We start from the raw sequence: 22,467 nt of genomic DNA, 5'->3' as shown, positions 1-22,467 counted from the left end.
GGAGTAATTCAGGCCGACGATAAGACAAAAGCCTGGATTGAGCCGAAGTCTGGAGGCTTCCACTGGTGGCATCACAGAGGAATGGTACGCGCATCGAGATGCCGCCTACCCATGCAATGCAGCGTTATGAATATCGACCCTTCTGCTGCTTCGCCAGCATAGGGCATGCATAATGATGGCATACCGCCTTTATAGTTTTGCCGCACCGCGTTGTGCCGCCCCGAAAGGATTCGAATGAACCATTCCGATTTGCGCCTCAAACCGATACATGAACTACTCGCCGACGAAGATGGCAAGTCGACACAATTCTGGATTCCTGCCTACCAGCGAGGTTACCGATGGAAGCCTCTGCAGGTTACCCAGTTACTGGAAGATATCCGCGAGTTCAGCCAGCGCCGTAACCCCCAGCCAGAAGATTTTTATTGCCTGCAGCCACTGGTTATCAAATCCACTGAGCAAGGCCCATTCGAGGTAGTCGATGGTCAGCAGCGGCTGACCACGCTTCTATTAATTCTGCGTCACTTCAATGAAAGACAGACGGAAAAGTACCGACAGAAGCTATTCACCCTCAACTACGAAACACGACCTCACCTGTTGGCGTTCCTTGATGAGCCCAATGAGACCGACGCAAACACAAACGTCGATTACTTCTACCTGTTCAATGCCATCAGCACCATTGAGGCGTGGTTCAGCACTCGAGCCCACGAAGTAGACGAGATCAAGTCTGCGCTGCTTAACAAAACCCGGGTAATCTGGTTTGAACTAGCGGCTCAGGACAATGCTGTAGATGCCTTCACTCGCTTGAACGTGGGCAAGATTGCCCTGACCGACGACGAACTGATCCGCGCCCTTTTCCTCAAGCGTGGTGATGATAACGATCCAGATGCCGCTGGCCGGCAAATGAGGATCGCTCACGAATGGGATCAGTTGGAAAAAGCCTTACAGGCCGATGATTTCTGGTACTTCCTTAGTAACCAGCAGAGCCGATCTCACAATCGCATCGGCCTACTCTTCGAGTTAGTAGCCAAGTCTGATGGCTTTGGCAATGGTACGGACCATGACGAGCACAGCATCTTTCATGCCTACAGCAAGAAGCTAAAGATATCCGGTGCTACGTCGAAAGAATGGCTGCGCATCAAGCAGACTTTCATGATGCTGGAGGAATGGTTTGAAGACCGCACGCTATACCACATTGTCGGGTTTCTGATTCATCAGGGTATGGATGTCACGCGCATCTGCGAACTGTCACTACAGACCACAAAAAGCGCATTCGAACGTAAGCTGCGCAAAGCCGTGTTTGCTCGCACCATCGGTGACGAAGACCTAGACATCCTGACGCCCGGATCGCTGAACACGTGTATCAGCGAACGTCTCGAAGAGCTGGAGTACGGCCGTCATTCGTCGAGTATTCGCTCGCTACTATTGTTATTCAACGTGGCGACCCTCCTGGACAGCCCACGCTCCAACTTGCGCTTCCAGTTCGACAGTTTCAAAAACGGCGAGTGGGACATCGAGCACGTACGCTCGATTGCCTCTAGCCGCCCTATACGTCCGCATGACCAGGTGAACTGGCTAAATCTGTGTGCGGGCTACTTGGAAGCCCAAAATATCGATGACCAAGTGGCGCAGGTGAAGCAACTGCTGAACAGCATTCATGCGTTTATTAAACAATCGAAGAAAGCCCACTCGGACGAAGCATTCGAAGTTTTGTACAAAAAGCTGTTGGCCTTCTTCCAGGAAAACGACGAAGCGCCGACCGACCATGGTATTTCCAACTTGGCCCTGCTGGATAAAGGCACGAACCGTGGCTACAAGAACGCTGTGTTCGCCGTCAAGCGCAAAGCGCTGCTGGCCCTAGACCAATCAGGGATCTTTGTACCGCTGTGCACCCGCAATGTGTTCCTCAAATGCTACAGCCCGCAAGCTGACAACGTGATGTTTTGGAGCAAGGAAGACCGAGAAGCCTACCAGGCCGAAATCACCCAAGCACTCGTACGCTTCTTTAGTGCACCCAAGGAGATTACACAATGAGCGACTCCAGCAGTCAGATTACCCTGAAACAGCTGCTGAGCCGCCATCAGCGCATTCAGATCCCGATGATCCAACGCGACTATGCTCAGGGCCGCCCGGCAGCCGAAGAAATACGTGAAGAGTTTCTAGGTACGCTGAAACAGGCATTTGCGCTAGTGCCGAATGACCCTGCCCTTCCGCTGAACCTAGACTTCATCTATGGGAGCGTAGAGAGAGACGGAGAGTCGAACCGCTTTTTACCACTTGATGGCCAACAGCGGCTGACCACACTGTTTCTATTGCACTGGTATTTGGCTTGGCGAGATGGCAGTCAGGACGAGTTTCACCAAGCATTTTGCGAAGGCGAAGACTCACGTTTCTCCTACAAAGTACGCCCGAGCAGCGCCGAGTTTTTCGATGCTTTAGTGAAGTTCTGGCCTGCGCACGAGGCCGCTGTCGGGCATTCATTGTCCAGTCTGATCACCAATCAGGCCTGGTTTTTCCGATATTGGCGCCTGGACCCGACGATCCAGTCTTGCCTGACTATGCTCGACGCTATCCACCAGCACTTTGCCAACATCAAAGGAGCCTACACACGGTTGATGGACGTAAAGCAACCGGTGATCACCTTTCAGTTGCTTGATCTAGACCATTTCGGGCTATCCGATGATCTGTACATCAAGATGAACGCCCGGGGCAAACCGCTGACGGCTTTCGAGACATTCAAAGCCCGATACGAGCACGAACTCAAGAGCCAATTCGCCGACGAGACCAAGTACATCGGCGACCATGTATTCACCGTCGCTGATTACTTTGCACGACGTATGGATACCCGCTGGGCCGATTTCTTTTGGGCGTATCGCGACCAGGAAACCCACCTTTACGACGATGCAATCATGAACTTCTTTCATGCCGTAGCGTTTATCTGCCGCGACCCGGAATCTTCGAGCTATCTGGAGGAAATTAGTACCTTCAGAAGCAAGCCACTGAAGTCGGCTTACCCCCTGTATCACAAGGCTGGATGGCTGGAGCGCGACTTCTCTACCACCCTTATGTTGCTTCTCGAGACATGGAGCGCTCAGGAGAATCAGTTCACGCCACTATTGCCAGAAAACCCATATTTCAATGAGGAGGTCCTGTTCCAACATCTGGTTAGTGACCCCGCAGTCTTAGCCTATACCGACCTTGTTCAGTTGTTCGCCTACGTCGCCTTCATTAGAGCGGCAGGTGACAAGCTCGAACCTCAGGCGCTGCTGGAGTGGATGCGGGTAATTTTCAACCTGTCGACCAACACAAGCTATGACCGCCCCGCAGACATGCAACGCAGCCTTCTGGCTGTCCGGGCCCTGCTGCCCCATGCTGACAATATCCTCGGCTACTTTGCGAGCACCGAAAAACCAACAACCGGTTTCTCCCTACAACAAATCAGCGAAGAGCAGTTCAAGGCCGAACTGTTGCTAGCCCATATTGGCTGGCGCAAGGAGATCGAACGAGCGGAAAAACACGGTTACTTTAAAGGCCAGATCGAATTTCTACTGGAGTTCAGTGGCGCGATGGCCAAGCGACGTAACACCGAGCGGGCGCAGTGGAAGCCAAGCGAACATCTTGCGCTTCAACAAAGCTTTTCGAGCTACCTGAACAAAGCGGAAAAGATGTTCAGTGCGCGTGGCCTGAACAGTCTGCCGGACTTCCGCTGGGAACGTGCCTTGCTTTCATTGGGCGATTACCTACTGCGCAGCGGCTATAACTACTCGTTCCTGGTCAACCCCACGTCGGAGCAGGCTAGTTGGAAGCGGCTGTTACGCGGCGGGGCTGGAGGAAATGTACAGGAGGCGCGCGCCCTTTTGCAGTTGCTATTAGAGCGGATCAATCCTGACGGACCTCTTGAGGATCAACTAGATGAGCTGATTGCCAATGCCGAAGGCCTTGAGCAGTGGCGCCAGATAATGGTGAATACACCAGCTGTATTCCACTATTGCGGTGAGCATGCATTGCGCTGGGAGGACGGCTGCATCTACCTGCTCAAGAAAAGCCGCATGAGCGGGATGCATGCGGAGCTGTTTAGCTTTCACCTGTCAGTGGAGCTTGATGCAGAGCCATTCAAAAAAGGGCTCTTGCCGCTGCGGAAAATTAGTTACCAGCCTGTCAGTGGCTCAGAATTCGAGCCTACTGTGTGTCTTGCCCTCACATTTCGGAGCTGCGACCTGTACTTCTGGATCTATTCAGACTCTGGGCACTTCACGATTCAAGCGCTTAGAAAACAACTCAAGCCCATACCTGCTCTAGAAAAACTGCTGTCCGAGACCTTCAAGTTTGACGTGCAAAAGGAAGACCTCAAACTAAATGTCCCACGAGAACGCATCCACATCACCCTGCGGGCCATAGCCCGAGCGATCAAGGGTTTGGAAGCCTAGTGTGGCTGATACTTTGTGAGGTAATGTCTGTTACTAGGTAGAAGCTGATACTTCCGACATAGCCCAATGCCCAAGGATGGGTATCGGTTAAGCGTCGCATCCTGCCTATGAAGACAGGTAGCTACCGGCCAGAAGAGGGCGTTCGGGCCAGGCCTGCTTCCAGCCAAAAGCTGCCAATAAATAGCCAAGAGTCTAAGGTCACAACTAACTACGGAACCAGGGGCGATTCAGACCATGCATAGCGACGGTTGAAGTCAGGCCGTCGGTAACCGGCCCAGAGTGTGTAAAAACGCTTCGCCAAAATTGAAGTGTCCGCGTCTACGTGAAATCTGAAATTTATCGGCACGTCTGCAGATGTGGATTTCGCGTAGAAACGCGATTTCCAGTCCGGTTTTGAGCACCTTGGGAATTCAGGACGCTTAGGCTGCCACAAGCTTGTGATGGCAAACACGAAGTCAGTATCGGAGGTGCGGATCACAGCATGACATCAGCGGATGTCAGCTGCAATTCCGCAGGTGCAAGTCAATCAAGGGCTGACAATAACCTTGACGTCCGAGCCCGAGATGCTCTTGATATATGAGTAGCTCGTTCCCAAGACGGTCAACTGCTCCTTCGACACCCTCTTCGCCGATATCGCGGGTTGGACGATCACAAATTTGAAGATCAGCTCATGGTCGTGGCATTTGTTGCGCAATATTTCCAACTGTTGAGGCGTGCCTTTCAGGATTCTATCAAAGTCCTTCAGCAGTGATTGCTGGTAACGATCCATCAGTCGGTTGAAGAACTTATCGCCCGTGTACAGCCATTTCACTGATCTCGACGCCTGACCGCATACCTCATAGACGTCGGCGACGCGCGCCCCGGGCGCGGCCACGCCATTCGTCATAGGGCAGAATTTGCAATGGTAAAGGTCGACGTAGATGGCGCCCTTGTTTTCCCTAATTGCCACCAGATCAGCGATTTCGCCTTTGCCATCATCGTTGAAGACAATGGAGTAGTCATCAGCGATCCTGTCAAAGGTAAAGCCTTGTACTGAGTCATTACGTCGCTCTGCACGCATGGACTCTTGATGGATTTTCGTTGTTCCCCAATCCCAGGTTTCGAGCAAACCGGTAGGCAGTTTTACATCCATGCTGTTGAGCGAGTACTGACGGTAGTTACCTTGCACCATGGAGCCGTCGACCTTGAGCAATACAAGCGGCTCTGCATCCAGGTACGAGTCCAGTGGCATCTCGTGGGGGTAAAGTATCTTCACACCTGGACAGGAGGTCTTGTATCCGTCCTCCAACAACTTGATTGCTATGGTAGTGAGGCGACGCTCCTCGCCATCGTTACCCTCGACCAAAACCGGGATCTCCAGCGTCCGCGCACTACGGTACTCAGGCTTACCAAGCTCAACGTCGAGAAGGTTGAAAGTCTCTCCCTGAAAATACAGCGATATCCTTTGCTCGTTTTCGATCGCGATCGACACAGGCCAGTCGGCGTAGAACAGGCCTTCTGGCCATCTGTCCTTGATTTGGTCAGCGCGCATGACATTTTTGAGTACGGCACCAGGGTCGATGGTGTTGTCGTTGAGTTTGACAGACATACGCTTGCACCACTCGACCCAGTAGTTAATCGGAGAGGAGTTCATCTCCCAGATCTTGCCTTTGTGCGAACACCCAACCGTAGTTCGTTCGCCATCCTCAAAACCGGTGGCGAAGATGTTGGATTTTGTCGCATTGCCCTTCTCAATGTCGCTAATTACCTGGTTGATATCGCGCCCCACGTGCATCGTAAACCGAAGGTCTTTCCGGGCGCGGGACAGGCCAACGTTCTGCAGCTTCATCAGCTTAATGTCGTGGAGCGTACGGAAGGTCGGCTCACCATTGATGCGACGAGAGTCTTTGGTTACCAGATTAAGAAAGCGAGCTGCCTGAGTGTCGTCACCAGAGGTGTGAATGAACAGGGTTTTCTGCGCCTTATTATAGAAAGCGATGTATAGATTCCAGTTGGTATCGACGATTTCTTCGGTCTGAGCCCAACCAACCAGCGTCTCTCGCCGAGTCACGACAATAATGGTATCCGCCTGATCATTGATCGAGATGTACTGAAGTGTCTCTCTGCGCCCATCCAGACCCTGCGCTCGCTGCGGTGTCCAGTCTTTGGGAGAGACGTGGTACGCCACGGCACTGATTTTGGGGTTCGGGTTCAGCCCAAAAATCACCCGGGCATCGTCACCGTCAGCAAACTGCTCGTTGAAGTCCGCTTTCTCAATCTCCCGGTCGATCTTTTGCTCGCTCACGTTGCGAATGACTGCACCCCAGTCAGCACTCTCCTTATAGAGGTCGGCCATCTGGTGGTCGGTCTTCTGGTTGGCGATGTTCGCCACGAACTTGGCATCACCAAGAGCGGCATCAACCCTCGTCAACCGGCCAATGAATTGGAGCGTCACTGCAGGGCTTTGGTGTTGATCATGAATAGCGGCGATTTTGAGCTCGGGCAGATCGAAGCCTTCGCCAAGCATGTCGACGCAGACGATGATCCGGTGTTTCTTTTTGACGATTTCAGACATCACCCCGGCTTGGTTCGGCACCTTACTGTGAATCAGGACTGGCGTGAGGTCGGGGTGCTGCTTGTAAATCTCAAACAGGTCTATCGCCCGCTTGTGCGACTTGGCCCGCACCATCATCAAGTGGTTGTACCCAGCCTTGAGGTCAGCCCTGAGCAGCTCAACAGCCTTGTCCGCGATGGCCTGATCAGAAAGCTTGAGGTTGTATTCTCGTACCGGATGGAACTCGATGCCTTTGAAATAGCCATCAAGCTGCGCATCTCGGAGCGGATAGTTGTAGATGATCTTGCCGGCCAGAGCCAGACCATCCTCCCGGAATGGCGTCGCTGTGAACTGAATACAAGGTTTGCCCCTGAAGGCGGTTTTGATTCGGTTCCAACTGGCTGCCACGACATGGTGAGCCTCATCGATCATCAGGTGGCTGCATATGTTCACCAGCGCCCCCAAAGCAGCCTCTTCGAATTGCAGCAAGGCCTGGGGAGTGGCCACAATGATGTTGGCAGTAACTAATTCTGCAACCTGCGCCTCAGACAGCTTCGAATCGATGGCTGCAACAATGGGGTTGCGCGCCTTGTCCGATACCGCCCCCACGGTGCGAAGCGTCTTCATCTCCGTGCACTTACCCACCAACTGCGTCCTGAGGGCGTCCGAGGGAACCAGGATCAAGGTTCTGGCCATCCTCGCAGCGATGATCAGCGCGAGCATGGTGTCGGTCTTCCCCGTACCGGTCGGCATGACTACGGTGGCGGTCGAAGAGGGATCAACCACCAGATGCCCCAAGGTGGCATAAAGCGCAGCCAGTTGCGGCTTGCGCAGCCCTGGTGCGTTCGTCTTGGGATCGTCGAGACTGAAATTGAAGAGATGGTTTTGCCAGCTCTGGTACACATCCAAATGCGTTATGACTACATCGTCCATGGCGATAACCTAGAGGCAGAAAAAACTTTTGGGAGAGGGTGGCGATATGGTAGCACGCCCCCTATTGCTTACATGACCTTAACCACTTAGACATAAGGACAAACCAGTCGAGCCGCGCGCAGGATTGCCTAACTGTAGTGCCCGCTCGGTTCTGGTTTCGCCCTATTTGCCTCCTCCGCAAGTGCAAGCTGGCTCACTTCTCTGCCTCTTGGGTACGCCTGGTATGTCAAGTCGGCTGCGGGCCACGCCCCCGATGCGCATTGATTCGGCTATAGACTGCGCTGAGCCGTCTACAACCGTACCGGTCAAATTATTCATCAAAAACGCATATTCGATTCGAAAAAAACTCAACTCTACATCACTGCCATGACACCCCCACCATGGAGCCTCAAACCATGTCATTGCAGTGCCCTCGCTGTAACTCACCCGAAATCGCTTCCTTCCACCAAGCCATGAAAATTGCAGCTGCCCTCGGTACGGTCGGCGGCGCAGCACGCGGCGTCAGTGCAGCACTGGCTGGCGGTCAGGCGGGTGCCACCGTCGGCGCAGTCGCCGGCCCGTTCGGCGTCACTCTCGGAGCCGTCTCCGGCGCCATCCTAGGAGGACTTGTTGGCGGCGCTGGTGGCTGTGCATTAGGCGCTCAACTCGGCGACAAGCTTGACCGCCATGTACTCGCTCACAACCTCTGCCTGATCTGCGGGCATCGCTTCAACCTCCCAGCTTAATCCGTCCTCTACTCCTTTCTTTCTATTACGTCCGGACAGTGCCACGCGATGCGTGGCGTTTATGCCGACCTGCACCACAAGGAACCTTAATCATGGCTCATCAAATCGAACAAATGGCTTACGTTGGCGCAACCCCGTGGCACGGCCTAGGAAGTCAACTGACTCAAAAACAACCTATCGAAATCTGGCAGCGTGAAGCCGGTATGGACTGGCAGATTCAGGAAAGTCCGGTTCACTTCAAGGCCGACGCTATTGGCCATTTGGGCAGCATTCACTCGTTCCCGGAACAAAAGGTGCTGTACCGCTCCGACACCAAAGCACCGCTGTCGGTGGTTTCCAACCGCTATCAAATTGTTCAGCCACGTGAGGTGATGGAGTTCTACCGAGACCTGACTGAAGTGTCCGGCTATGAGCTGGAAACAGCAGGTGTTCTGAAGGGAGGGCGTAAGTTCTGGGCGCTAGCGCGAACCGGGCAGGACGCCACCTTGAAGGGCAACGATCAGGTCAACGGCTATTTATTGCTAGCGACCTCCTGTGACGGCACGCTAGCCACCACGGCCACACCGACCACCGTTCGCGTGGTCTGCAACAACACTTTGACCATCGCCCTAGATGGCACCACGCGCGCCATCAAGGTGCCGCACAGCACCAGGTTCGATGCCCGGGCCGTCAAAAAGCAATTGGGTGTTGCCGTCTCGCAATGGGATGAGTTCATGTACCGCATGCGCGTGCTGGCCGAGCGCAAAGTTCAGTGGCATGAAGCTATGGGGTTCTTCATGAACGTTTTATGTGAAGTAACCCCCAATAGCAAACTACCTGAAGTCCTGCCCAACGAACGGGCCCTGCGCAAAGTACAAAGCCTGTACGAAGGGCGCGGACGTGGCGCAACGCTTGAGTCGTCACAAGGCACTGCCTGGGGCCTGCTCAACGCCGTGACCGAGTATGTCGATCACGAGCGCAGAGCACGTAGCAACGAGTACCGCATGGACTCCGCCTGGTTCGGCCAGGGGGCGCAAATCAAGCAACGGGCATTGGAGGCGGCCCTGCAACTCGCGGCCTGAAATGCCCTCTCCCCTTCAACCATAACGCCCGTTCAGCATCCAGCTCAACGGGCGTTTTTATGTCCGCAAGGTATCCCTTATGAAAGCGATTCCTAGAAATGAAAATGCTTACAAGATCCGTCCGGCCCTTCGTTTAATCGGCACCAAGGAGCTACCCCGTGAAGACTGGCTCGCTGTGCGTAAACAAGGCATCGGCAGCTCGGACGCAGGCGCAGCAGTTGGACTGAACCCTTATAAATCGCAGTTGGAGTTGTGGCTTGAAAAGACGGGACGGGATGCCACGTTACCGAAAATAGACCCTCATGATGAGGAAAGCCCTGCCTACTGGGGCAATGTGCTGGAGCCCATCGTGGCCTGGCACTACAGCAAACGCACCGGTAAGAAGGTGCGACGAATTAACGCCGTGCTACAGCACCCTGATCCAGAACTGTCCTGGATGCTCGCCAATATTGACCGCGAAGTGAACGGTGCCGACGATGTACAAATCCTTGAATGCAAGACTGCCGGCATAAACGGAGCACGCCTCTGGAAAGAAGGCGTGCCCGAGTATGTGCAATTACAGGTCATGCACCAGCTGGCCGTCACCGGCAAGCAGGCGGCTGATGTTGCAGTTCTACTGGGTGGCCAGCATTTAGAAATCTACCGCATCGAACGGGACGAGCAGATGATTGCTCGCCTGATCGAACTTGAACGCAAGTTCTGGCATTACGTACAAACCGACACCCCTCCTCCGGTCGATGGGAGTGCCTCTTCTGAAGCGGCACTGCGTTGCCTCTACCCTCAGGACAACGGCCAAACCGTGGACTTCAGCGCAAATGCTGGATTGGCCGCGACCTACTTGGAGCTCAAAGCTGTTCGACAGTCCATTACGGCAAAAGAAAGCCGCGAATCTCAACTGAAACAGATCCTGCTGCAAGCCATGGGCGAAGCCACACGTGCGCAGTTCAGCAATGGCTTTATCAGTTGGAAGCGCTCCAAAGTCAGCACCGTGCTCGATGTCGAGCGCCTGCTGAAGGAGAAGCCCTATCTGCAAGTGCGCTTCAGCAAGCGCAAGGAAGGCAGCCGCCGCTTCCTTATCAACTGATCTTTTTTCCTCTCTGGCCGTCCCTCCGCGATTCAGTTTTCGGGTGGCCATTTTCACTTCCTAGGAGAACCACCATGCTCAAAGGCCTGGTCATTACACCGCCCGTGCTCGGACGTATTTCCATTGGCAAAATCGTCGAGAAAAACGGTAAGCGCCTACCGGAAAAAGATGATCAGTTCACCATCACGTCCCAAGTGCAAAGCAGGGATGGCTGGTTACTGCACCCACTTAACGATGAACTGCGCCAGGGTAAGGAGGACAAGCTGCGCAGCATTCCAGTACGTCTATTGTTCAACGAGCCGGAGCTGAATTTCCGGGCCGACTACACCCTGTTCGACCGGCATTCCGGACGCCCGCTATGTGTCGGTAACGGCGAAACCTGCAAACGCATGACCCAGGACGGCATTCAGTCGCTGCCCTGCCCTTCGCCGGATGCTTGCCTACTGGCCAAGGGAGGTGCCTGTAAGCCTTATGGCCGACTGAATGTGATCATTGGTGATGAGGATTCGCTGGGTAGCTTTGTGTTCCGCACCACCGGTTTCAATAGCATTCGTACCCTGGCCGCTCGTCTACATTACTTCCAAGCAATCTCAGGCCGTCGACTGGCCTGCATACCGCTGGAGCTGCGTCTACGTGGCAAGTCGACCCGCCAGAGCCACGGTACGCCGATTTTCTACGTCGACCTCACGGTACGTAGTGGCATGGACATGACCGAAGCACTACAGAAGGCGAGCGAACTTGATACACAGCGCATAGCAGTTGGTTTCGACCAGACGGCTCTGGATGACGCCGCTCGCCGGGGTTTCGGCAATGGCGCCTTCGAAGACAGCGAGGAGGACAGTCACGTCGTAATCGAGGAGTTCTTTGGAAACACGGAGGCCGCTAGCACCAATAGCCAAGATGAGTCGCTGCCAACGGCCAACACCCTTGCGGACAAGTTGGAATCTCTCGCTTCGCGGGCCAAATAAATCAAACCCACCTGTGCTGAGGACATCGGCGAGGCAAGAGCTCTGGGAGATCCGCCATGCCTGTCCTGCGATTCTTGCTCTGCTTGTTCATCTTCGCTGGCGCGCTGACCGCCGCCGGAGGGCTGGTACTGAGCACTTTACTCGTTCTGCGCTTCCCGCCGCTGTTGCTGGCGGTGGTCCTGCCTGCTGGATCCTGCGCCGCTTGCTCAGACGGCTATCGCCTGGACCGATCAATCCTACCTAAAATACTCAAAATCACTGTCAGCGTCCGTGCACACGGCCACTTTCCCAGGAGAATAAATCATCCTCCGACACTGCTTAATCTGCGACTCCAAAGCCATCCTGACGAAGGAAGTAGCCAAGGGTATCGCACTGCTGGTCAGTCTGGCTGACAGCGCACTGCAAGGCGCACAGAAAGCGAATGAAAATGCCCAAGCTCCAGAGAGCCATCCGATCTTCAGGGGGCTGGCCGCCATATATCCTGCCTATCCACCGACACAGCAGGTAGCCGATGATGTTGCCAAATATCACTTCTCAGGATTCAACTGCTTGTGTCTGCGCTGCGGTGCACTGTTCGACGAGACCTCAGAAACCACAAATCAACTCTTATGACGGGGTCAATCAGCCGCGATCAAGTCTGGTGACAAGACGCTCCACCATATCCAGGACAAAGTCGCGGTCATGCGCCCCAAGTCTGGAGAGTAAACCATAAAGCCTGCGCGCCTGGTCCTCTGGGCGAGAACTCCCTTCAGTCAGCAAGTCAGCGGTTTCACAACCAAAAACTGCCGCCAACTCAACCAAGCGTTCGATGTTAGGCATGACGATTCCGCGCTCGATACGGGATACAGCCTCGCTTCCAATTCCAAGCTTTTCCGCAACCTGCTCCTGGTTCAGTTTGCAACGAACGCGCTGGCGGGCAATCGCCTGCCCAACGAGTTCTGCCAGCTGCTTCGATTTGGTTTTTGACATGCCACCCTCCAGTCCAACCTGGATGGTTGACCATCAACCCGTTGACATGAAGGACCTTACAAGCCGAAACTCACCCCTAAAGGTTGATATCCGATCCATCCTTTAACTACCACCTCTTGCAAGGAGCTCAGAAAAACCATGAATGTCATAACAGGCCTGAACGAATCGCAGATTGAAGACCTCGTGAGAAGCAAAACGTCCTTCGAGATCCATGGCCTCAGAGGTAAATTCATGCCAGGTATCAAACTTGTCGAAACCAAGATTGAAAGCCAAGGACTGAAGTGTCGAATCAAAAGCGACGTGAAAGGCGCTATCGCTCAAGGCGGTATATTGGGCGCTGTAATTGGAGCTGCATCTCTGCCTGTTGGGGTCGTCTTAGCCGCTGCGGCTACCGTCGCCAGTACTGGCCATACTCTAGCCACCTACAACCCCGACTACGAAATAATAAAAGACTACGTTAATAAAAAACTGAAAGTCATCTACAAAAAATAGCAATCAACACAGTCAGCCCGCGCTCGCACTCACGCTCAAAAAGCCTATGAATACCGACCGCAACCAATAAGAATATAAAATATTGGACATTCCAAATGGTAAATATCAGCCTACCAAAAATACTACTAAGCACTGGATTTATAACCGCAACATTTTTTGCTTACGAGACTTTTACAAGAAACACTGTAGAAAATTTAGACTCACATAAAAAACCAATCAACTCTGGACTTTCTGAACACTGGAAAAGTGGGAACGTTATTTTGTTAATAAGGCACGAAGAGCGCTGTGATCGCTCAAACAACCCCTGCTTAGGCCCAGACGAAGGAATCACGGCTCTTGGAAGCGAGAGAGCAAAAGAAACAGGCATTCATTTAAAAGCACACTTTGATTTTGACGATGCTGTTATTTTCACCAGCCCAATGACTAGAACAGTTCAAACATCCGACCTCATGCTAGGCAAAGCGAGCCTGCTATCCGATAGAGAGGCCATTTGCGGAAACGACATCGTGGATAAGCTACTCGAACACAAGAACTCCGGCAGAAATCTTATAGTGATGACCCACAACACCTGCATGAAAGATTTAATAAGATCCAGCGGACACCAGCATTCATGGAGCCCCGAATATGGAAGCCTCCTATTTGCAAAAACAACAAACGAAAATGAAATACAGATTGTCGGCACGTTAAATGCTGACGACATCCCTAAATACCCATCACCGATTTAAAACCAAAAGACATTCACAAAGAACCTTACAAAAGAATCCAACCGATTCCTTCCTCCCACCCTGAGTTTAAGACAGTGAATATAAAATCAGTTGCACTCAAAGCAGCAGGCTGCTTGGTGCTTGCACTTTCATTGAACGCACACGCAGAAGTTGACTACGGGTACATGTATCCGCCCATGCTACCCAATGAACAAAATATGAACGATTTACCTTATGCCATTCCGTGCGCAGAGGCCAAAAACCAGTACGGGGCAAAATTCTACCGTTGCACTTGGTACACGCTGCCTAGGAACATTACTCAGTGGAATGCACAACAGCAGCGCAACGTCACCTTCAGCAACCACATCAGCGGAAAATGCGTGCGAGGCACTTGCCGTGCATCCAATGGGTCAGGTATCTATGGAATGTACGGCCAGGACCTCAGCTTTAGTCTGTCCATTTACTACTACATCTATGAAAGTGAGGATGGTTATCCGATTGCCTATCGCATGGATGGTGGGCCAAACAAGAAGGGGAAAGAGGTTACTTACTCTCAAGCCCGTACGACGCTTCAGGACTTCTTGCTCGATCACGGCATCATCAAAATGAGCGCAAAAGACGCTATTGCCGCCTACTCATTGGATGCGCACGCAACGAATGATTCGTCAGTGGATGACGAACCACAGACCGAAAAGACACCCATGACAAAACCAACACAGACCATCGACGTAAAGGAAGCCTGGTGCAACCCGCGCGCAGACGATGAATGCACCATCAATGGCAAAAAAGTGCCCAAGGCGGAGCTTAAGCAATACCTGCCAGCTGTCTACGAACTAGAAGTACTCAATGCAGGCGGACGCTGCGAATACCCGATTTGCTATGACAAAAATGATAAACCGGTCGGAATTAACTAACATAAAGCACGGTTCCCATCCGTGCCTATTTTTTTGTTGGCAAATATTAGCGGCTGCAGCAGTTGTAGTTCATACGCTCGTTTTCTTACTCCTTGCCCAAACTGCAACTCGAAACATCTGGCCAAGAGACCCCAACGAAAAATCCCTCATCACAATAGTGATCCTCGCCAGGCCTACAAAGCTCATTATGCCAGATCAGCGACTACCTCATGGAGAAGATCGCTAAGCATGCACTCCAACACCGCAATAAGGCGCATGCAGCGCTCTTCTTTGCCCAGCTGTTCTCGCTTCCATGCGATATCATCCTCAATTAGTAATCGAACCGAATCAGCGTCCGGCTGCCAACCATAGCCTTTGTCTCGCGCTGACTTTGCAACAAGCACTGAAATCCCTCTGTCCAAAAAGCCATTAGCTGAGTTGGTCCATCTACTTTCCAAATCCAGTGTCGCGACAAGTGTTTCGGCTCTGCGAGGGATAGTCGGATCTGTAATATTGATCTTTACCTGACGCGAATTGGTTGGAGATGTAATTGCAGTCACCACAACCGATGGTGCGCCGGGCCTCAGCATCGGGTGATAGGTGCCATTCAAACCTGAAGCATCTGCCTCCCCCATAGGGGCCCTGGCAAGCTTCCAAGTTGAGTTACATCCCTTGCAGGCAGAGAAAAGGTTAGCAGGGTGAATTGCGAAGTGAGGCCATTGAGATTTTGGGAAGAAGTGGTCGCAATCATTGGCTTCATGCTGGCTACCTTTTTCTCCCAATGGTCCATCGCAGTAACCGCACACGACTGGTGACTGTGAGCGAAACGCCTCCATCACAGCAGCTCGATCAATCCGGCCACCCGTCAGCGCGAACGGTTTTGGATCGAAACCACTACCGGCTAGCCAGTCATAGAACGGAATGGCTATATCCTTGATGCCATCTAACCACCCCGGAAACAGACGCGGGAAGCGAAGCTCGCTGCTAACAAGATCCCACCAAGTGTGAAACTGAGCATCATGATCAATCGCCTCAGCCACCAAGACGGCTTGAGCAGGGTTCGCCCGTGCCTGGGCTGCCAGCGCCATGACTGCTTTCCCAAACGTCGTGCGAGTTTTAGCCCTACGAATCCTGACCCAAAACCACTTGCCGAGTGGCTCGCCGAACTGCGCTACAAGAAGGGTATTGTCGTCTAGCTCTTGAGGAGGCGTGCGCAGTAACCAATCAATCAAACGTAATTTAACTGAATAAACCTTCCCTAGATTCTGCACTAAGTCATTCGGCAAGCGCCGTTCATGAAGCATGAACGCCCCCCTCCAATGCGCAACGCCACGCTCGTTTGAGTTCAACTTGGAAATAACCAGGGCCCGTCTGGCGAATGAATGCCTCGAGCAGCGCCTTCATAGTTAAAGGCTTAACTAAGTCGAAATACAGAGCAAAGCGTTCAAAGCTTTCGAGGCAATCAATCACGTGGCTACGGGTCAGGCCGCTCTCCGTTTGTTGCGCTAAATCTAGGATGCGACTTATGAGGTCAGCCCCTAATGCTTCATTTTCATGCCAGCACCGTTCAACTTCGAAACCAAACTGCGCTGTCGCTAGAAGCACTTCGAGCAAGCGGCTCGCCCGCCTTCCGACCGTATCCGAGGCCCCAAAAATATCCCGCAACGGATGATCTCCGGTTGCACCAAATGTGTATGTTTGAGCGTCCAATGTGCGAACACCAGATTCTCTGGGGCCAGAATCGCCTTCGGCGGTTGTACGCTCTAGTACGATCAATTCATCTTTAAGCGCATCGGTCAGCATCAAGGCGGCATGGGTTGCAATCAGGACGTCGACTGATGTGTGTGCCAAAGCATCATCAACCACCGAGACCACGTCTCGCTTCCAAAGATCGTTGAAGTGAGTTTCGGGTTCATCCAGCAACAATAGAGAGTCCTGACGTCCGCTCAACAAATGCAGCAGAGCCATTCTCCCCATAAACATCTGCTCCCCGTCCGACAGCTCTTCGTAGCGCATTACGCCAATATCGCGCCTTACAGCATCGGGCGTGGCAGTTGGTATGGCATGCCGACGCAACCGCAGCAGTACGTCATCAAACAGTCCCTTCTGACTCAGCTCCACAAGGCGGGTAAATAGGTCAAAGCTGCTGGCATCCTTGGCTCCGCCTAGCAAAACCCACAAGGCTTCGCCTTGACTACGGCAATTTTCCAGTTCATCACGGGCGACCGATAAGAAAAATTGCCCTTGACCGTCGAATGGCCCTTCAAGGTCAAACCATACAGTGCGACTTAACTCCACCGGGTGAGGCTCGGCAATCACCTCACTCGCGCACAGCCACCAATCGTGAGCGGTTTCGCAAAGCTTCTGGTCCCATTGAGCCGGTTGCAGGCGCGAGCGGAATGCGACCGAAACTAGATGATGCCAACCGCCGAGCTTCAGCAGCTCTTGCAGCGAGTTCTTATCGTCGTCGCGGCTGCGCAGTCTGGCCATCGCGGCATCAATTTCAGCGTGCGGCGGATAGTTTGTCGCTTCAACAAACGCCAGGGGCAACGTCACCGCCAGCAGTGCGCACTTCAACAGCGTGGCGTCCAACAGTACGGGGCGGCGGAAGAGATCAGACCCAGTGGTGCCTGGGCCCATGGCCTGCCGGGGACTATCACTATCGTGTTGCCGTACCGCTTGCAAGGCATTTTCCTGAGCGGCGGTCCAACCTGCTGGACGTTCGTCACTTTGCATGCTGACTTCGCCCTCCAGCACACCATCAGCGCTCTGGTTACGGTTCCACACCGAGCGCCAGGGGCGCAGGTCGCCTGTCGTGTAGGCCAGCACGGCCGACGGCAATGCGATCTGTGGCGGCGAGCTATCGCGCAGCGGCCAGGTGCCAGGCTCAATGAGCGCCGAGAAGCCGAGCACCGACGGCAAGCCATTGAGGTTAAGGTGTTCGATGCAGGTGTCGAACACCTCTTGTCCGTTCTTATCGTCAAAGGCAAAGCGCTCGTGCAGCCATAAGCTAGCTTGCTGGCGATTGCCCGGGCAGTGCAGCAGCAAGGTACGGTGGTTTGTGGAACCGCGCACACCCAACTCGTACACCAAACTCACCGGAAATGCCGGAACGCGCAGATCGGCCAGAGCTAGGAACACCTCGGCCACTGCACGTAGAAAATTCGATTTTCCGCTGCCGTTTACGCCCACAACAAAACGAATGGCGCATTCACGCGTAAGCGGTGAGCCACTGGCAAAACACACTTTGATGTCCGCGATTGGTGGGTAGTTCTGCAGGTGCAGGTAGCGCAAGCGCATTAGACGGCCTCCAGATCGACTTGCCGCGCCTCTACCTTGAGACCACGGGCGATGTCCTCCTTGAGATCATCTAGTGAGGCGTAATGTTGGCCCTGATCTACTAGGTGGATGAAATCCTTGCCGTCCTCGTCTGCGACCGAAGTCACCTGGAACATCCCGCTCGCACCAGCATGCTCAGAAGTCTCATAATCCAACTGGACTTCAAAGTAATATAGCTGCTGGTCAATGCCGGTCGACGACGCTTCCCGCAACGCCTGCACATCGACCATGCGCGTGAACTCTTCAGGGCGCAGGGGGCGAAAGGCCTTGAGGTAGTCGTACTCACCGCTGTCCTGGTCTTGCTTGGGCAAAGTAATTTTGGCGATCAGGCCCAGCGCTGCTAGTTGGCTCAAGGAGCGGCGAATGCGGTTGCCGTGGAATCGGCCAAAGGCTTGCAGGCGATCAGCCACGACTGAGTCGTCGCAGAAACGGGAAAATACTTCAGGATCTTCCACGAGCAAGGGCTGCCCGCTTTGCTGGCAATACTCAATGAAGACGGTCAGTACCTGGCGCTGAAACTCACTGAGTTCGGCAAGGAGCCTATGGCGCGCGGTGGGCACCGTGAGATCGGCTTGTTTAGTGAAGCTGGTTTTGGCGGCGCCAGTCAGTGAGAACTTTGTTCCGTGTTTGCGTAGTAGCGGATCACGAACCTTGCCTGCCTCGGCGATTTCGTCCGTATGAAGCTCTCGCCATTGGGTAGTCAGCTCTCCGATCAAGGCTCGCTGGCTAATGATCTCCTGCAATTCAGAATACAGCTCCAACTTGCTAAGCATCTGTGCTCGCACTAACTCAATTTCACGCACGAACTTAGCGAACGTTTCTTGAAGCGGCAACGGCGGAAGCGGCACTGTAATTCGCCCCAAGCCTGTCGGGCTGACATTTGCCATGCTTACAGCCTGTTTGGCTGAATTCAAAAGGCGATATTTCCCGTAGGCACTGTTTAACGTCGCCCAGAGGTATTCAGGCAGCATTTTTTCTGGCTTCAAGCGAAAGCGTACGAGGTAAGACGCAAAGCTGTATGTGCCTGCGACATGGCGCCAAACTGCACACTTACCGACCAGCTCCTTGGAATTTGTCCGATTGAACAGCAGGTCTCCGTCCTGCAACTCCGTAGAGTTGATGTCTTTTTTCGACAGGCTCGCGTACTTCAGGTCAGACAGCTCCAACCAGCCACTGGTGGTGATGCTATTCATACGCAACACCGCGTGCGTTCCGGTCTCGCCCATAGCTTCGGATACTCCGTACTGAGAATCCGCAACACAATCGCTAATTCGAACTGGGTCAACCAAGCCATCCGCTGTGAACCATGCACCAAAGTGCTCCCAGTAAGCGGTCCGAAGGAGGTGATCAATTTGATCACTGATGGATTTCTTGGCCTTGGCCACCACCTCTGCCTGCCGCAATAAATCGACGATCCGCTGCTGTTCGGGGAGAGTGGGGAGCGGAATTGAAAGGCGATCAAACGCACTGGCCGAAATACGAGGAAGATTGGCACCTGCAGCTAATTGCGTGGCACGCACATAAATCGCAGGTGACCGCAAATAGCGAAGAGCGAATTCTGGTAGTAAAACCTCAGATGCTCTCAGAGCCCAGATATCTGTGCTGCAGATGCCATCTTGAGTCGCCAAATGGACCTTGTTTAAATTTGGGCGCAACTTCCCATACAGAATGTCACCTGTATTGAAGGCTGTTTTAATACTGAGGATGTCGCTGCCTTCAGTTACTTCATCCACATCACGGAGCAACCGGCCGGTGTGAGATTCGATATGTTCAAGGCCAACATAGAAGTGGCTGTTCGCCTGCGATGTTTGGGGGTCAACTTTGGTATCCACGCGTGAAAGTACGTCACCAAGACGTGCTTCAACCCATGATTCAGGAAAACTCATTCCCGCCCCTCCACCATTGCCAACAGCTTGTCCAAGCCTGTGATAATGTCTTGCTCTGCGGTCTTGAGTGTGCCGATCAGCTCGGCCACGCTTTGGTCGCTCTTGAGCTGAGTAAAGTCAAATGGCTTGTATTGCCCGGCGGACAGGTTCCAGTCACGTGCTTCAATACAGTCGGGGTCGAGCAAGCCGCCTTTGAGCACGCCCTTCTCGTCGTAGAGCCCATCGGCCAGAATAGCTTGCACATAAGTCGGGCGCACCAAGCCATCGACATCGTGTGAGCCGATGAGCTTACCATCTTCACTTTGCCATTCGTCGTTACGCACCCAGTCACGCACAGGAACAACCCAATGCTTAGCCGCGTCGAGCTCACTGGCCTGATCAATGACCAGGCTGCGCAGAATGACGTCGAAGCCGTCGAGTTTGGCAACTTCGCGGGCCACTTCAGTCAGCTTCTGTCCGATGTCATACGTCGTCATGGTCTTGGGCGGCTGACTTCCTTGCAATAGGCCCAGCACATAAACGTCGCCTTGAGCTTCAGCGAGAGCTGTCTTAAGCAAGTCTTTCCAGACCGAGAGCGCTGAAGAATCTTCTTTTTCGAAAAGGGCTTCCATTTCACGGGCCAATTTCTTGAATTCCGCCTCAACGGGCTTGGCTGCTTTTTTCCAAGCTTCTATAAGTTCGGAATCGGTGATTTTTTCGGCAAGGCGTGCTTTAAGTGTTGCATCCCACGCCTTTTGTGCCGCTGGAGTGAGTGCCTGAATAGCCAATTCAATCAACACACTCCCAGACGCTGATCGCACCTTCTCTTCAGCCTCTTTGGGATTGGCAGGAAGCTCAGGGAACAGCTCGTGCATACCCCACACCTGACCATCCCACATGCTGGTGTCGGCTAAAGCTGAAAATGCCTCTCCAGCAGGCGTGAGCTTGTCGGCGGTATCGCGCAGCAGGGCCTGGCGCCAACGCTCAGTGTGAAAGCTAGGTTGCAACAGAGTTCTTTCATTGCGCTGCGCGCCAGAGCGGCCCTGCGAAATCCAGGCTTTAAACTTTTCAAGCGCATCCCAAAGGTCGTTCTGTTGGCCTGGGCGGGCATTGCGCCTGGCATCTTTCGTGTAGCCGTCTTCCTCCACCTCGTAGAACCAGACGTGTTCACTGAGCGGTGCCACGTTGCTGGGCAAGTTTTGTTTGTTGTCACGGCGTGTGACTTTTCTAAAGATCAAGACGGAGGTCTTGACGCCGGTATAGGGCTGAAAGACCCCGCCTGGAAGAGAGATGACGCCTTCCACCACGTGCTCGACAAGAAGTTCTCGGCGCAGGCGCACGTGAGCATCGGTATTGCCGAACAGAACACCCTCAGGAATGATCACTGCGCAGCGACCACCAATATCCAGCAAGTCGAGCATCAACCACAGAAAGAGTAGTTCGCTCTTATTAGTGATCGACTCGTCTTTTTTCTTGCCGCCACCGCCGACACGTGGAAAAAGTAAGGTGTCGGGCTCTAGATCACCGCTGTCGACCGTACCGGTAAAGGGCGGGTTGGCCAATACGAACTGGTAGCTGCCAGGCTCCAGCAGCTCCTTGAGTTTGGCTTTTCCTTCGCGCTTGCTGAGTGAATCGCCCTGCAGCAGATGCGGGTCGGTGACGTCGTGCAAAACCAAGTTCATCCAGCCGATGCGGGCCATGGTACGGTCATTGTCCAGGCCGACGAAGTTGGCGCCGTTGTGGATGGCGGCGTATTGCTCAGGTGTGGCAGCAGCACCATCGGTGCGATGTGGAGTGCCGTCCCACTCCAGCACGAGGTTTTCTTGCGCTGAGTATTTGCGCATCAGGTGCTGCTGGGTGCTGAACAGGAAGCCACCCGTGCCGGCGGCAGGGTCGATGACGCGCTGGCCGGGCTCGGGGTCTAGCAACTCAACCATAAAGCGGATCAGGTGGCGCGGGGTACGGAATTGGCCATTCTTTCCGGCCGTGGCCATTTCACTGAGCAGGTACTCGAAAGTGTCACCCATGACGTCCTGTGCGGCCGAACCTTCACCAGCACGGGCAAACAGCTCGTCGATTTTGTCGATGGCATCGCTCAGCACCTTGCCCTTATTGGGGTCGAGCTGAAAGTACGCATCGGCCATACGATTGTTCAGACTAGCGAGCTCGGTACCGTCGGCGCTGGCTCCGGTGAAGTGTTTGTCGAGCTCGCGCAGCCAGGGAAACACCACCTCAATCAAGTGAGCGGGGTTGGTTTTGTCCTGCCGAATGTAGCTCCACTTGCAGTTTTCGAACCCTTCATAAATAGAAGGAAAACCACGCTGCTGGCGCTTGAGATCAATGTCTTCCAGACGTTTGAGAAACAACAGGTAGGTAATTTGCTCGACCGCAACCAAGGGGTTGGTGAGACCGGCAGCCCAGAAGCGATTCCAGAGTTCGTCAACTTTTTTCTTAATATGAGGGGCGAGCATTCAGTG

15 protein-coding genes are annotated in these 22,467 nt (G+C 53.6%); 9 read left to right on the top strand and 6 right to left on the bottom strand.

Going from position 1 to position 22,467, the window contains the following annotated elements; all coding sequences use genetic code 11:
- Positions 1-234: 234 nt before the first annotated feature.
- The gene (locus tag ACM6IV_RS01230) at positions 235-2,031 is read left to right on the top strand and encodes a DUF262 domain-containing protein (RefSeq protein ID WP_414868410.1); all 1,797 of its coding nucleotides are present in this window, start codon (positions 235-237) and stop codon (positions 2,029-2,031) included.
- Entirely contained in the window at positions 2,028-4,424 is a 2,397-nt protein-coding gene (locus ACM6IV_RS01225; protein WP_414868409.1) for a DUF262 domain-containing protein, read from the top strand. Before ACM6IV_RS01230 ends, ACM6IV_RS01225 begins: the two co-directional genes overlap by 4 nt.
- A gap of 526 nt (positions 4,425-4,950) precedes the next feature.
- Here ACM6IV_RS01225 and ACM6IV_RS01220 read toward each other — a convergent pair.
- Positions 4,951-7,890, bottom strand: coding sequence for a DEAD/DEAH box helicase (locus ACM6IV_RS01220; RefSeq protein WP_414868408.1), 2,940 nt, complete (start codon positions 7,888-7,890; stop codon positions 4,951-4,953).
- Positions 7,891-8,342: 452 nt separating this feature from the next.
- On the opposite strand from ACM6IV_RS01220, the gene ACM6IV_RS01215 reads away from it, so the two are divergent.
- From ACM6IV_RS01215 to ACM6IV_RS01200, 4 genes are all read left to right on the top strand, one after another.
- Positions 8,343-8,615 carry a hypothetical protein gene (locus ACM6IV_RS01215; protein ID WP_405649015.1) on the top strand — a complete coding sequence of 91 codons (273 nt, stop codon included), beginning with the start codon at positions 8,343-8,345 and terminating at the stop codon, positions 8,613-8,615.
- A gap of 92 nt (positions 8,616-8,707) precedes the next feature.
- Positions 8,708-9,676, top strand: a complete 969-nt coding sequence (locus tag ACM6IV_RS01210) for a DUF932 domain-containing protein (RefSeq protein ID WP_414868407.1) — start codon at positions 8,708-8,710, stop codon at positions 9,674-9,676.
- A 79-nt stretch (positions 9,677-9,755) separates the two neighbouring features.
- Positions 9,756-10,760: a YqaJ viral recombinase family protein gene (locus tag ACM6IV_RS01205; RefSeq protein WP_414868406.1), complete on the top strand. Its 1,005-nt coding sequence runs from the start codon at positions 9,756-9,758 to the stop codon at positions 10,758-10,760.
- Between the two features lie 74 nt (positions 10,761-10,834).
- Positions 10,835-11,728 carry a hydrolase or metal-binding protein gene (locus tag ACM6IV_RS01200; protein ID WP_414868405.1) on the top strand — a complete coding sequence of 298 codons (894 nt, stop codon included), beginning with the start codon at positions 10,835-10,837 and terminating at the stop codon, positions 11,726-11,728.
- Positions 11,729-12,349: 621 nt separating this feature from the next.
- Here ACM6IV_RS01200 and ACM6IV_RS01195 read toward each other — a convergent pair.
- The gene (locus tag ACM6IV_RS01195; protein WP_032803722.1) at positions 12,350-12,697 is read right to left on the bottom strand and encodes a helix-turn-helix domain-containing protein; all 348 of its coding nucleotides are present in this window, start codon (positions 12,695-12,697) and stop codon (positions 12,350-12,352) included.
- Between the two features lie 138 nt (positions 12,698-12,835).
- Between ACM6IV_RS01195 and ACM6IV_RS01190 the strand changes: the two genes are divergently transcribed.
- From ACM6IV_RS01190 to ACM6IV_RS01180, 3 genes are all read left to right on the top strand, one after another.
- Positions 12,836-13,189: a hypothetical protein gene (locus tag ACM6IV_RS01190; protein ID WP_248161622.1), complete on the top strand. Its 354-nt coding sequence runs from the start codon at positions 12,836-12,838 to the stop codon at positions 13,187-13,189.
- A 95-nt stretch (positions 13,190-13,284) separates the two neighbouring features.
- Entirely contained in the window at positions 13,285-13,914 is a 630-nt protein-coding gene (locus ACM6IV_RS01185) for a histidine phosphatase family protein (protein WP_414868404.1), read from the top strand.
- Positions 13,915-14,111: 197 nt separating this feature from the next.
- Positions 14,112-14,807, top strand: a complete 696-nt coding sequence (locus tag ACM6IV_RS01180; RefSeq protein WP_414868403.1) for a hypothetical protein — start codon at positions 14,112-14,114, stop codon at positions 14,805-14,807.
- 185 nt (positions 14,808-14,992) lie between these two features.
- On the opposite strand, the gene ACM6IV_RS01175 is transcribed toward ACM6IV_RS01180, so the two are convergent.
- The 4 genes from ACM6IV_RS01175 to ACM6IV_RS01160 are packed head-to-tail and all read right to left on the bottom strand — an operon-like array spanning position 14,993 to position 22,461.
- Positions 14,993-16,090 carry a hypothetical protein gene (locus ACM6IV_RS01175; RefSeq protein WP_414868402.1) on the bottom strand — a complete coding sequence of 366 codons (1,098 nt, stop codon included), beginning with the start codon at positions 16,088-16,090 and terminating at the stop codon, positions 14,993-14,995.
- Positions 16,080-18,086 carry a hypothetical protein gene (locus tag ACM6IV_RS01170; protein WP_414868401.1) on the bottom strand — a complete coding sequence of 669 codons (2,007 nt, stop codon included), beginning with the start codon at positions 18,084-18,086 and terminating at the stop codon, positions 16,080-16,082. The genes ACM6IV_RS01175 and ACM6IV_RS01170 overlap by 11 nt, the downstream gene beginning before the upstream one ends.
- On the bottom strand, positions 18,086-20,011 hold the full coding sequence (locus ACM6IV_RS01165) for a restriction endonuclease subunit S (RefSeq protein WP_414868400.1): 1,926 nt from the start codon (positions 20,009-20,011) through the stop codon (positions 18,086-18,088). The genes ACM6IV_RS01170 and ACM6IV_RS01165 overlap by 1 nt, the downstream gene beginning before the upstream one ends.
- Positions 20,008-22,461, bottom strand: a complete 2,454-nt coding sequence (locus ACM6IV_RS01160) for a type I restriction-modification system subunit M (RefSeq protein WP_414868399.1) — start codon at positions 22,459-22,461, stop codon at positions 20,008-20,010. Before ACM6IV_RS01160 ends, ACM6IV_RS01165 begins: the two co-directional genes overlap by 4 nt.
- Between the last annotated feature and the right edge of the window lie 6 nt (positions 22,462-22,467).

The sequence above is a fragment of the Pseudomonas sp. IT-347P genome, assembly GCF_949768005.1.
Classification (GTDB): Bacteria; Pseudomonadota; Gammaproteobacteria; order Pseudomonadales; family Pseudomonadaceae; genus Aquipseudomonas.
The sequence above is the reverse complement of the archived record's forward strand: the minus strand, read 5'-3'. Positions and strand labels throughout refer to the sequence as shown.